This is a genomic window from Mycobacterium sp. 1245111.1 (assembly GCF_001673405.1).
Taxonomy (GTDB): Bacteria; Actinomycetota; Actinomycetes; order Mycobacteriales; family Mycobacteriaceae; genus Mycobacterium.
On sequence record NZ_LZLV01000096.1, the window covers coordinates 22,623 to 35,018 of the forward strand.

The 12,396-nt window shown below is 66.8% G+C and carries 9 protein-coding genes and 1 tRNA gene; 6 read left to right on the forward strand and 4 right to left on the reverse strand.

What is annotated here, in order from left to right; genetic code table 11:
* Positions 1 to 8: 8 nt before the first annotated feature.
* Both A5658_RS13965 and A5658_RS13970 read right to left on the reverse strand, forming a co-directional pair.
* Positions 9 to 1,187 carry a serine hydrolase gene (locus A5658_RS13965; RefSeq protein ID WP_067335768.1) on the reverse strand — a complete coding sequence of 393 codons (1,179 nt, stop codon included), beginning with the start codon at positions 1,185 to 1,187 and terminating at the stop codon, positions 9 to 11.
* A 2-nt stretch (positions 1,188 to 1,189) separates the two neighbouring features.
* Positions 1,190 to 2,650 carry a biotin carboxylase gene (locus A5658_RS13970; protein ID WP_067335771.1) on the reverse strand — a complete coding sequence of 487 codons (1,461 nt, stop codon included), beginning with the start codon at positions 2,648 to 2,650 and terminating at the stop codon, positions 1,190 to 1,192.
* A 104-nt stretch (positions 2,651 to 2,754) separates the two neighbouring features.
* On the opposite strand from A5658_RS13970, the gene A5658_RS13975 reads away from it, so the two are divergent.
* Both A5658_RS13975 and A5658_RS13980 read left to right on the forward strand, forming a co-directional pair.
* A complete protein-coding gene (locus A5658_RS13975; protein WP_067335773.1) occupies positions 2,755 to 3,807 on the forward strand; it encodes an alpha/beta hydrolase fold domain-containing protein in 1,053 nt (350 codons plus the stop codon).
* Complete coding sequence (locus tag A5658_RS13980; RefSeq protein WP_067335776.1) at positions 3,804 to 5,597, forward strand: NAD(P)/FAD-dependent oxidoreductase; 1,794 nt, start codon at positions 3,804 to 3,806, stop codon at positions 5,595 to 5,597. Before A5658_RS13975 ends, A5658_RS13980 begins: the two co-directional genes overlap by 4 nt.
* A gap of 13 nt (positions 5,598 to 5,610) precedes the next feature.
* Here A5658_RS13980 and A5658_RS13985 read toward each other — a convergent pair.
* Together A5658_RS13985 and A5658_RS28795 are read right to left on the reverse strand one after the other, a co-directional pair.
* Positions 5,611 to 5,684 (reverse strand) — tRNA-Gly (locus A5658_RS13985).
* A 143-nt stretch (positions 5,685 to 5,827) separates the two neighbouring features.
* The gene (locus tag A5658_RS28795) at positions 5,828 to 6,133 is read right to left on the reverse strand and encodes a hypothetical protein (RefSeq protein WP_231997321.1); all 306 of its coding nucleotides are present in this window, start codon (positions 6,131 to 6,133) and stop codon (positions 5,828 to 5,830) included.
* Positions 6,134 to 6,452: 319 nt separating this feature from the next.
* Here A5658_RS28795 and dcd point away from each other — a divergent pair, with 319 nt between their 5' ends.
* The 4 genes from dcd to A5658_RS28115 all read left to right on the forward strand — a co-directional run bounded on the left by dcd (position 6,453) and on the right by A5658_RS28115 (position 12,396).
* A complete protein-coding gene (gene dcd, locus A5658_RS13995; RefSeq protein ID WP_067335782.1) occupies positions 6,453 to 7,025 on the forward strand; it encodes a dCTP deaminase in 573 nt (190 codons plus the stop codon).
* A gap of 112 nt (positions 7,026 to 7,137) precedes the next feature.
* Positions 7,138 to 8,955 carry a hypothetical protein gene (locus A5658_RS29205; protein WP_067335785.1) on the forward strand — a complete coding sequence of 606 codons (1,818 nt, stop codon included), beginning with the start codon at positions 7,138 to 7,140 and terminating at the stop codon, positions 8,953 to 8,955.
* A 235-nt stretch (positions 8,956 to 9,190) separates the two neighbouring features.
* A complete protein-coding gene (locus tag A5658_RS14005) occupies positions 9,191 to 10,654 on the forward strand; it encodes a hypothetical protein (RefSeq protein WP_067335898.1) in 1,464 nt (487 codons plus the stop codon).
* A 134-nt stretch (positions 10,655 to 10,788) separates the two neighbouring features.
* The gene (locus tag A5658_RS28115; protein WP_067335787.1) at positions 10,789 to 12,396 is read left to right on the forward strand and encodes a hypothetical protein; all 1,608 of its coding nucleotides are present in this window, start codon (positions 10,789 to 10,791) and stop codon (positions 12,394 to 12,396) included.

Consider the following 12,396-nt stretch of genomic DNA (forward strand, 5'->3'; position numbering starts at 1 on the left):
ATTTGGACTCAGCCCAGCTCATGCGCCACCGCGTCGAACGCGCGCAGCGTGTCCAGCACGTGCGGCTCGTGCGAGTGTCGTTGGGCAGAGACCTTGGCGGCCACCATCTGCGCGGGGCGGTTGACGTAGATCATCTGGCCGCACATGCCCAGGCACAGCACGACCTCGCTACCCGCGTAGGGAACCCACATCTGGTTGCGATACATCCCGCCCGGCAAATCGGTGTCGTCGGGATTTGCGGCGAAGGCCCGGCGTGAATCGGGCCCACCGGTGAGGGTGTCGGCGATCCATGCCGCCGGTAGCACCTGAGAGCCGGTCAACGACGCACCGTCGTGCAGAAACAGCGAGCCGAACCGGATGAGGTCGATGAGCGCGGCGTTGACGCCGCCGTCGAAGAATCCGGTGCCTACCGGGTCGAGGGCGATCGTCGCATCGTGTTCGGCGCCGATTCGGCTCCACAGACACTCGGACATCAGATCGGGCATCGGCTGACTGCCCGCGACTTCGCAGATCCAACCGAGCACGTCGGTCTCACATGAGCGGTATTCAAACGGCCCGCCGTGCGGCGATTTCTTCCGCAAGGTGAGCAAGAAGTCACGCACCGTGGAGGGCGCCGTGAGGCTTTTCTTCGGAGCCCATCCCATCGCCTGATCGAGCAGGTGTATCTCGGCGTCCGGGTCGCTGTAATCCTCGGAGAAACCGATACCCGAGCGCATGTCCAGCAGATGGCGAACCGTCGCACCGGCGTACCCGGAGTTCGCCAGCGCAGGAACGAAAGTGGTGACTGGTGCGTCGAGGTCGAGCACACCACTCCCATGCAATACGCCGACGACTGCACCCACCAACGACTTGCTCACCGAGAACACCAGATGCCGGGTATCGGCACGCATGCCGCCGAAGTACTGCTCGACAACCACCCGCCCCCGGTGAGCGACAGCCCACCCGTCGGTGGCGGTGGCGCGCATGACTTCGCCGACCGTGCTGATGCGCCCGCCGCTCGCGGTGACCGCAATCTCGGCCGCCTGCCCGCCGGCTGTACTGAGACGGGCCGCCGGATCGCTTCCGCGCGAGATCACTGCGGTCGGTACGAAGTCTTCGACGTGCTGGAAAGACCAGTGTGAATAGGGCGGCTGCAGCCAATTGTGCAGTGAGATTCCGGCCGGGGGATCGGGCGTAGGTTCGCTCACGCTCACGCTCGTGCGACGAGCCGCGAGACGATAGGCGACGCCGGGACCAGAGGTGTCGAGACGAACTTGGCTTTCATGCCTTTGACCCAGCGCTGACAGCGTTCGGTGAGCCGATAGTCGTCGGTCTGCAAGTGTCCGCGGGTGACGAGCACACCGAGTTGAGCGCCTTCGGAGCGTAGGTCGCCGGGTGCCGCAACCCGCATGTAGAAAGCCTCGGAACCGTCGAGCAGCGTCGCCCAGTCGTTGGCGGGCCGGGCAAACGAGGTGCGACCATCGTCATCGATGCGCCATACCCCGGTGCGGGGCGTCGCAGTGAAAAGCTCGATTTCCGTTGATGTTTCGTTGATGATTACTTGGCTCCAGACCTCGTCCTCGCCATAACCACGTTCCCAGCGCGAGTTGATCTCATCAATGTCGAGCTCGTACTCGACATCCATGTACTCGAGCAGGTGAAAGAGGAACAACGGCATGTCGGCGTAGGCCTCGGTGGTCAGGTTCGTCATCGGACTCGCACCGGATAGCCGCGGGTTCACTTCCCCGAGGTAGAGAACGTCGGAATCCAGATCGTGCAGCAGATCGACCTCGAAGTAGCCGCGGTATCCCTCGCGGCTGAGGATGTCGCCCAGCTTGCCCACCATCTGCCGGGCGGCGTGGGTCTGGTGCGGTGGAAGGACCTCGCGCCAGATGTCATTGCCGCACCAGCTGCCTCGATACGGAGTCAGCTCCGAATAGCCGACGAGGCTCGTCATCGCGGGGCCGATCACGGTGCCGTGGCGGGTCACGGCGCCTTCGATGCACACCTCGACATTACGGATGCGCTTCATGACCTTGAATTCCTGCTGTCCACTCAGGTCACCGGCATGCTCATCCCAGTCGCGCTGGCCGCGCACGAAGAACGTTCCGCTGCCGGCGTTGCCATATGGGATCGAAATGACCAGGTCGTCTCCCAATCCGGCGCCCTGCGCGAGCGTCAGAAGCTCGTCGTAGGAGCCGGCCCGGCCCATCACGTGCGGCACGCTCGGTACGCCCGCCTCGTCGGCGAGACGGGTCATCACGGTCTTGGAGCCCAGTCGGTTGCGCAGTTCGACCGAGGGGTGCATGACCTCCAGACCCGCCTTTCGCGCGAGGGCCTGGGTTTCCTCGTCCAGCATCACAAAACAGGCCTTGGCGCCTGGCCCTCGGCCCGCGATGAAGTCGAGCGTCTCAGGGTCGGTCAGTAGATGGTTGCAGACGTCCCCCATCGAGTCGAAATCAAGGCGGTCGCGCCGCCGGGGTACGAACACACGCGAATGTATGCCCTCGAAAGAGTCAAAGTAGGTGAGGTAGAAGAAGTTTCGTATCCAGCGGTCGATGCCTAGCAGGTTGAATGGGGTGGGCGAGATGAAGTACAGCGGCACCTTGTTGGTGTGGAAGAACGCGCGAATATCTGAGAGGCCGTTCAGCGGGCGCGGCTCGGATGCCATCAGGGCCGCCGTAGTGACGTCGACACCAATACCTTCATCGCACCAGTGTGCACCCGCGGCGCATCTGGGTGAGTCGATGCGGCATCTCGCTGTAACGTCACCACATGGCTGAAGGTCGTCTTGCAGATCCGGATTGTTCGCTCGGGACCGACCCTCGGTCGGACCCACGAATGGTCGAAGCGATGGCGCAACTCGGAATCGCCGGCAACATGCCCGTCGTCCCACTCTCCATCGATGCGCCGTTGGCGGAACGTCTCGCGTATGCCGACATGTGCGAGGCGGGGATCGGCGCGGTGCTGGATGCCTTCGCCCCCGGAGTTCCCGAGGCGGTTGGCGTCACTACCAAAACAACGACGATCACCGGTGAGGACGGCAACGACGTCACGCTCTACATCAGTCGCCCGGACGTCGACGGTCCGCTGCCGGCGATCGTGCATCTTCACGGTGGTGGCATGGCCATCGCCAGCGCCGCCGACACGATGTACTACCGGATCCGGGAACACATCGCGGGGACGGGCCTGGTCGTCGTCGGAGTCGAATTCCGTAACTCCGGGGGAAAGCTTGGCCCGCACAAGTTTCCGGCCGGATTGAACGACTGCGCATCGGGCGTGAGGTGGGTTGCGGCGCATCGCGACGAGCTCGGCATCAGCCACCTGATCGTGTCCGGCGAGTCGGGCGGAGGCAATCTCACCCTCACGGTCGGGCACAAGGCCAAACGAGAAGGGTGGCTGGACGAGATCGCCGGGTTCTACGCGCAATGCCCCTACATCTCGAACAAGTGGCACGAGGTCCCCGACGACTTGCCGTCGTTGCGCGAGTGTGACGGCTACTTCGTCAACCTCCAGCAGGCCGAGCTTCTCGGCTCAATCTACGACCCGGACGGCGAGCACGTGAACGACCCGACGTGTTTCGCCGGCTATGCGACCGACGATGACCTGAAAAATCTACCGCCACATGTGATTTCGGTGAACGAGCTCGACCCGATGCGCGACGAGGGCCTGGACTACTACCGGCGGCTGCTGCGTGCCGGGGTGCCGGCGGTTGGCAGAGTGGTCGCGGGCACCTGTCACGGCGGCGACTTGTTGTTCCCGGGCGTCATGCCCGACGTGTTCGCCGCCAGCGTGCGCGATCTCAGCGGCTTCGCGAAAAGCCTATGACTCAATCGCCACAGGCCCGCGTTCACGCGTGGTTGGCCGACTTCGAGTCGGCCCTTGCGGCGCGTGACATCGACCGCGTGGTGGCGAAGTTCGCCCCGGACGGCATCTGGCGCGACCTGGTGGCGTTCACGTGGAATATCAAGACCGTCGAGGGCCACGACGGCATCGCCGACATGTTGCGGGCACGACTCGCCGATACCGAGCCGTCCGGATTCCGCATTCGTGAAACGCCGACGGATGACGGAGGTGGGGTGGCATCGGCGTTCATCGAATTTGAAACTGGGGTCGGCCGAGGAGTCGGTCATCTGCGGCTTAAAGGCGATCTCGGTTGGACACTGCTGACGGCGCTGGACGAGCTGAAGGGTCACGAGGAGCCGGTGGGTTCTCGCCGCGTACTCGGCGCCCGGCACGGACCCGATCCGGACGGCCGCTCGTGGGCGGAGAAGCGTGCGGAACACGAAGCGTCGCTGGGCTATTCGCAGCAGCCCTACGTGGTGGTTGTTGGCGGCGGCCAGGGCGGAATCGCGTTGGGCGCCCGGCTGCGCCAACTCGGCGTGGCTACCATCGTGATCGACAAGCACGCCCGTCCCGGCGACCATTGGCGCCAGCGGTATAAGACGCTGTGCCTTCATGATCCGGTGTGGTACGACCACTTTCCGTACTTGCCGTTCCCGGCGAACTGGCCGGTGTTTTCACCGAAGGACAAGATCGCCGACTGGCTGGAGTTCTACACCCGCGTGATGGAGATTCCCTACTGGGCCTCCACCACGTGCCTGTCGGCTTCGTTCGATGCCCAGGCAAAGCAGTGGACGGTCGAGGTCGACCGGGCCGGTGAACGGCTCACTCTGCGACCTACCCACCTGGTGCTCGCGACGGGGATGGCGGGCAAGCCGAACGTGCCGGAGTTGCCCGGCCAGAACGTTTTCCGCGGCGAACAACATCATTCGAGCCAGCACCCCGGCCCGGACCGCTATGCCGGTCGACGGGCCGTCGTGATCGGCTCCGGCACGTCCGCGCATGACATCTGTAAGGCCCTGCACGAGAACGGGGTTGACGTCACGATGGTGCAGCGCGCCTCCACTCTCGTCGTCACGTCGGGGGCGGTGTTGGAAATCGCGCTCGGCGGCCTGTATTCGGAGCAGGCGGCGGCCGCCGGTATCACCACCGAGACGGCTGACCTGGTGGTCGCGTCGTTGCCATACCGAATCATCGCGGACTTCCAGAAACCGATCTCGGACGCAATGCGATTGCGGGACAAGGATTTATACGACCGCTTGGAGAAGGCAGGGTTCAGATTGGACTTCGGCGACGACGATTCCGGCCAGTTCATGAAGTACCTGCGCCGCGGCGGCGGCTTCTACATCGATGTGGGCGCCTCCGATCTGATCTGCGACGGCAACATCAAGCTCTGCCACGGCGGGGTCGATCGGCTGACTGAGGAGTCGGTGATTCTGGACGACGGCACGGAATTGCCTGCCGATCTCGTTGTCTATGCCACCGGCTTTAAGTCGATGAATAGTTTTGTGGCGGATCTGATCGGCCCAGACGTCGCCGAAAAAGTCGGCAAGGTGTGGGGCCTGGGCTCGGGGACCACGCAAGACCCCGGGCCGTGGGAAGGCGAGCTGCGCAACATGTGGAAGCCGACCCAGCAGGAGAACCTGTGGTTCCACGGCGGCAACCTTGCCCAATCACGGCACTATTCGCGTTTTCTCGCCCTGCAGCTCAAGGCCCGTTGCGAAGGAATCCCGACGCCGGTGTACGGCTTACAGCTGGTGCACCACCCGAGTTAGGGGGTCTCGTGCGTGGAGCCGATGACGGGAATCGAACCCGCGTATTCAGCTTGGGAAGCTGATGTTCTGCCATTGAACTACATCGGCCGGGTGTCTCTGCCTTGCAAGAACTCCGTTCAGTCGTCCAGCAGTGCAGCAAACTGCGAGTGAGCATACAGCCGCGTGGTCAGGCCGGCGTCCTTGTGTCCGATCCACGCCGCAGCACTCGATAGGTAGTGGCGGTGGCTGCGTCAGGTGTGAACGAGAAAACCCGCTTCGGTGTAGGGAGCGGAGTTACCGGGATCGTTGATCGTGATGTAGAGGTCGCCTGCCGTCGCCATACCGAAGCCGACGAATCCATGCGCGGTCTGACCGTCGGAAAGCCCGCCCGATTGAAGCGGGGGCATCTTGTGGAGCCGCTGGTAATCGACCGCAAACGTTGAAGGTTGGGGCGGATCGTTGGGATGGGTCCATGGCTGACTGCCGCCGCCGTATCCGGCGAACATGAACATCTGGTTGAACTGGAAGAACCGCTCGGATGTCGCGGTGATGGTCATTTCCACCACGTTGCATGAGGAGCCAGGCGTAGGAGCCGCAAAATGAGTGGTGCACCCCGGCGGCGACCACGTTGCACTGTTGACAGTGATGTCCGCGGTCGCGCCGTCGGCCGACCGCGCATGCAAGGGCACGCCCATTTGACCGATCGGGAACGGTGGACTCTCGGACCCGGGGTCAGCCGAACCGGTGGGACACGAGCACGCGGCGACGGTCACGGCGACCGCAGCTGCGGCAATTACAGATTCCGCGCGCACCTTCGGGGGTTACCCGCAGCGCCGCCACGAAAACGCGCGACGTCGCAGCGGCTACGCTCGTCGCGTGCTGCTATCCGATCGCGATCTCAGGGCCGAAATCGCCGCCGGCCGGTTGGGAATCGATCCGTTCGACGACGCTTTGGTCCAGCCGTCCAGCGTCGACGTCCGCCTCGACAGCTTGTTCCGGGTTTTCAACAACACCCGCTACACCCACATCGATCCCGCGCAACAACAGGACGAGTTGACTACCTTGGTCGAGCCGACCGAGGGCGAGCCGTTCGTGCTGCATCCTGGCGAGTTCGTGCTCGGGTCCACGCTCGAAACCTGCACGCTGCCCGAGGACTTGGCGGGTCGCCTGGAAGGCAAATCATCGCTGGGCCGCCTTGGCTTGCTCACCCATTCGACCGCCGGCTTCATCGATCCCGGCTTCAGCGGCCACATCACACTGGAGCTTTCCAACGTCGCCAACCTGCCGATCACGCTGTGGCCGGGCATGAAGATCGGGCAGCTGTGCATTCTGCGCCTGACCAGTCCGGCCGAACATCCGTACGGCAGCGCGACGGTCGGGTCGAAGTACCAGGGCCAGCGCGGACCGACCCCGTCGAAGTCCTATCTGAACTTCATAAGGTCCACTTAAGTTCAGCCCTTGCAGCCCACAGGTTGCGCGAAGACTATGCAGTAGTAGCGCCGGACGCGGTGTTCCCTCCGCCTTAAACCGTGGCGCGCTACGAATTGGCTCTGGAGGCGCGGTGGACATCGTCCTCGGGGTGTCAATGGCACCCACATCGGTCCGAATGCTGCTGGTCGAAGGCGAAAACGCCGACGGCGTGACGGTTGAGGACTCTACGTTCGGCATCACGACCGACGACGACGCGGCGACGCTGAGCGCCGCCGATCAGGTGATCTCGGCGATCCTGGGTACCCGCGAAGGCGCCAGCGAGGCCGGCCACGAGCTGACCTCGACGGGCGTCACCTGGACCGACCCTCTCGACGCCGCCGCCCTGCGGGACGCGCTGGCCACCCGCAAGGTCGAGAACGTCATGTTGGTGTCGTCCTTCATGGCAGCGGCCGCGCTGGCGCAGACGGTCGGCTGCACGGTCGGCGACGCGCATACCGCGTTGCTCTTCCTCGAGCCCGACACCGCGACGTTGGCCGTCATCGACTCGGCCGACGGATCCATCACCGATGTCCGCAAAGAGTTGATGTCCGACGGGCACAGCGTCACGGAGCTGACCGCGATGGTGGCCGGGTTGGCGGAGTTGGAGACGCACCCGCAGAGCGTGTTCATCGTCGGCGCCGGCGTGGACGTCGCCACGATCAAGTCGCAACTGGAAGCGGCGACCACGATTCCGATCACCGCGGCCGAGGAACCCGACACCGCTTTGGCGTGGGGCGCGGCCCTGGCGTCGGCGAACGCCCCGCTGTTCGCCTCGTCGACCGCGGCGCTGGCGTACGCGCTCGATCCCGGTACCGGCGCGGTCGACCCATATGCCGTATCGCCGGGATACCTTGTGGCACCGGATGTTCCGCCGGGCACCACGTTGGGTGAAGACGATCTCGCCTACAGCGCCGTTCCGGACGAGGAAGCCGAAATTCACACCGCCGTACAAGAGGTGTTGAGCGTCGAAGACCACGACGGCGAGCGCCACCGCGGTCCCCTGGTTCTCGTCGGCAGTATCTTCGCGGTACTCTTCGTCGCCGCCGCTCTGTCGCTGGAAGTTGCTCTTGCGCTTGGCATTCGGCCGAGCGTTGCGCTACTGCCCCGACCGCTGCAGAATCTCATCGTCCAGGCTCCCGCTCCCGCTCCGGCTCCGGTTCAGGCGAGTGCGCCGGCGCCACAGGTGAACCACATGATCACTCCGGCGGCGGTGCCCGCGCCGGTGCACGCGGCGATCCCGGCTCCACCGCCCGCGGCTCCCGCGCCCCCGCTTGCACCGCCGCCCATTCCCGCTGCGCCGCCGCCGATTCCGGCTGCGCCACCTGCGCCGGCCCCTGTTCCGGTGGTGGTCCCGCTTCCGATTCCGGTGCATGCGCCGGCTCCGGTTCACATCCCGGTGCACGCGCCGCCCGTGGTGAAGCCACCGTCGCCGCCGCCGGTCCAGATTCCCGACCCCGTGCAGCCGCCGGTGCATTGGCCGGCCCCGAAGCCGCCTGTGCAGATGCCAGAACCGCAGCACCCGATTCCGATCGGGACTCCGCAGCCGCCGATTCAATTCCCCGGCTCCGAGCCGGGACACCTGCCACCTCCCCAGGCGCCGCCGGTGCTACCCGGACTACCGGGGCTCGGGATTCCCGGCCTGACGTCGCCGCTGAGCCCTCCACACGAACCGGCATTCAATCCGCCTGGCAATGGCCCGGGCGGATTTGGCGGTAATCCCGGAGGTTTCGGCGGCGGTCCGGGCGGCTTCGGCGGTAACCCCGGCGGGTTCGGCGGCGGTCCAGGCGGCTTCGGCGGCAATCCGTTCGGCGGTGGCCACATGCCAGGCGGCTTCGGGGGAGGCGGTTTCGGCGGTGGCGGTTTCGGAGGGGGTGGCTTCGGTCACGGCGGCGGCTTCGGCCACCACTAACCCTTTCGCTTGTTGCGCGACAAGGTAAAATTTCGTCAGAAGGGTCGGCCGGGGGGCTTGCTCGACCATTGCTCCTGGCCACGTCTTCGTGAACAGTAAAAGTCCGCGCAGTAACGCCGCGCTTCGAAGTGGCGATGGCTTCTGTGTTGGCGACCGACCGGTCCGCCATCCAGATGGCCCGCGGACGACTAGCAAAGTGGCGGGAGGAATTGTGGACACCGTACTCGGAGTATCGATGGCGCCCACGACGGTCCGCGTCGTGCTGGTCGAGGGAGAAAATGCCGACGGGGCAACCGTCGACGAGGACAACATCGCGGTTACCGGCGACAGTGATCCGGCAACCTTCAGCGCGCCGGATCAAGTGGTATCGGCCATTCTCGGCACCCGCGAAGGCGCCGACGAGGCCGGCTACCAGCTGCGCTCGACGGGCGTGACCTGGACTGACCAGCGGGCCGCGGCGGAACTTCGCGACGCGTTGGCCGCTCGCAAGGTCGAGAACGTGATGTTGGTGTCGTCGTTCCTGGCCGCGGCCGCGCTGGCGCAGTCGCTGGGCAGCGCAACCGGTTATGCGCGCAACGCGCTGCTCTACGTCGAGCCGGATACCGCGACGTTGGCAGTGGTCAACACCTCCGACGGCTCGATCGTCGATGTGCAACGCGAGACGTTGCCCGACGACGACGACCAGGCCGTCGCCACGCTGGTCAACTTGGCTTCCGCTGCCGAAGGACTCGACCAGCAGCCCGAAGGCCTGCTGGTGGTGGGCTCTGGCGTCGACATCCCGTTGATCAAGCCGGCTCTCGAGGACGCCACGTCGCTGCCGCTGAGCGTGCCCGACCATCCCGAGACAGCGTTGGCCCGCGGCGCCGCGCTGGCGTCGGCCAGCGCGCCGCTTTTCGCCTCGTCGACAGCGGCGCTGGCCTACGCGCTGGACCCAGGCACCGGATCGGTGAGCCAGCACGCGGATGCACCGGGATATCTGGCCGTCGCCGAAGCAGCGGTGCCGCACCCCGACGCCGGTCCGGACGCGCTGGCATACAGCGCCGTCGCCGACGACTCGGCCGCGGTCTACACGCAGGCGGGCGCAGACGCCTACGAGCCGGAAGACTTCACCACCGGCATGTATCCCGACTTCGGCCGGCTGCAGCAGGAACATGACAGCCGCAGACCGTTTTTGGTGGCGATGGGCGTGCTGCTCATCTTCGTGACCGGCGTGATGGGTCTGGTGGTGTCACTTGCCTTCAGCATCCGACCGACGGCCAATACGCGACCTAGCCTCAGCCACAACGTGGTAGCACCCGCCCGCGTACCGGCCCCGGCACCGGCACCCGCGGCGCCGCCCGCGCCCGCCCCAGCGGCCGCCCCCGTCCAGGCACCGGCTCCGCCGGCCGCTCCGGCACCGGTCCACGCGGCCGTTCCTGCCCCGGCGCCGGCGCCTCCACCCGCCTTTGTCCCCGCGCCGGCGCCGCCGCCGGCGATTGTGCCGGCCCCGGTGCCGATACCGATTGCGCCAATCCTTCCCGGCATTCCCGGACTTGGCCCGCCGCCGCCGGCATGGGGCGGCCCGCATGGCGGCGACCACGGGCCCTGGGGCCACGGTGGCGGTCCAGGTTGGGGTGGACCCGGCGGGGGTCACGGCGGCGGTGGCTGGGGCCACGGTGGTGGCGGCTGGGGTCACGGCGGCTTCGGCCACGGCCGCTGAAAGCCCGAATCATAGGGAAAACGACCCATAGCCGCCGGGTCCGACGGATCGGTATCGTCGGAATGGCAACGAATTGGGGTATCAACTCGCGCCGCTCCGCACCCGGGTAGTGAGCGCGCAGCTTTGGAGGAGAAGTGGACACCGTACTTGGCGTGTCGATGGCACCCACTGCGGTCCGCATGGTTCTCGTAGAAGGCGAAAACGCCGACGGCCCGACCGTCGACGAAGACGGCTTCGACGTCAACGCGGCGGCCGATGCGCCGACGATCAATGCGGCCGACCAGGTGGTGTCGGCGATCCTCGGCACCCAGGAAGGTGCCGTCGACAGCGGCTATCAGCTGCGCTCGATCGGCGTGACCTGGACCGATCCCATTGAAGCCGCGGCGCTGCGCGACGCGTTGGCGGCCCGCAAGGTCGAGAACGTCATGTTGGTGTCGTCGTTCCTGGCGGCCGCGGCGCTGGCCCAGGTGGTCGGCAGCTCCGTCGGCTACGCCCAGACCGGGCTGCTTTTCGTCGAGCCCGACACCGCGACGCTGGCCGTCGTCAACAGCTCCGACGGGTCCATCACAGATGTGCACCGCCAGCCGTTGACACCCGGACGGGATGCATTCGCCGACCTGACCGCGCTGTTGTCGGGTGCGGAGTCGCTGGACGCCCGGCCCGACGGCCTGTTTCTGGTCGGCTCCGGCGACGTGGACATCGCCAAGCTCAAGCCGCAGCTGGAGGCCGCGACCGGGCTGATCATCAGCGCGCCCGAGGAGCCCGAGACCGCGCTGGCCCGCGGCGCGGCGCTGGCATCGGCCAACGCCCCGCTTTTCTCGTCCTCGACCGCCGCGCTGGCCTACGCCCAAGACCCGGGTACCGGCTACGTCAACCCCTACGCGGTCGCGCCCGGCTATTTCGACGTCGCCACCGACAGCAAGACCGGAGAGCAGGCCCTGGCCTACAGCGCCGTCACCGACGACGACGGCGATACCTACACCGCGCTCGCGGATGACAGCGAATTGGCGACCGGGCTCTACACCGGCGCCACCTACACCGGGGCCGCCGAGGCCGAGTCGGATGGCGGTCGGCGACCGCTGTTCCTCGTGGCCAGCGCCGTGGCAGCGCTGTTCGTGGTGGGTGCCGCGGCCCTGCTGGTCGCGCTGGCCGTCAGCATGCGTCCGACGGCCGCCACCCGACCCGACCCGGGACACAACGCCAAACCGGCTCCCGCGGTGCCCGCGGCACCGGCACCGGCATCTGCTCCCGCACCGGCCCCGGCAGCCCCGGCACCTGAGGCGCCGGCGCCCGCTCCCGCAGCACCGGCACCCGAGCCGGTTGTTCAGGCGCCCGCGCCGGCACCCGCGGCACCTGCTCCGGCACCCGCGCCCGCGGCGCCCGCACCTGCTCCGGCACCCGAGGCCCCCGCGCCAGCGCCGGCTCCGCCCCCCGCTGCGCCCGCGCCGCCTCCCGCGGTGGTTCCGATACCCATCCCGATTCCGGGCGTTCCGCCGATCTTCGGCGGGCCGCATCCGGGCCAGTGGGGCCCTGGTGGCGGTGGCGGTTATCCCGGCGGTGGCGGCGGCTATCCCGGTGGTGGCGGCGGCTACCCCGGCGGCGGCGGTGGTGGCTTACCCAATCCTGGTGGTGGCGGTGGCCTCCCCGGCGGTGGTGGCGGTCACGGCAGTGGCGGTGGCGGCTTCGGTGGAGGCGGCCATGGCGGATTTGGTGGCGGAGGTCACGGCGGTTGGGGCCACTAA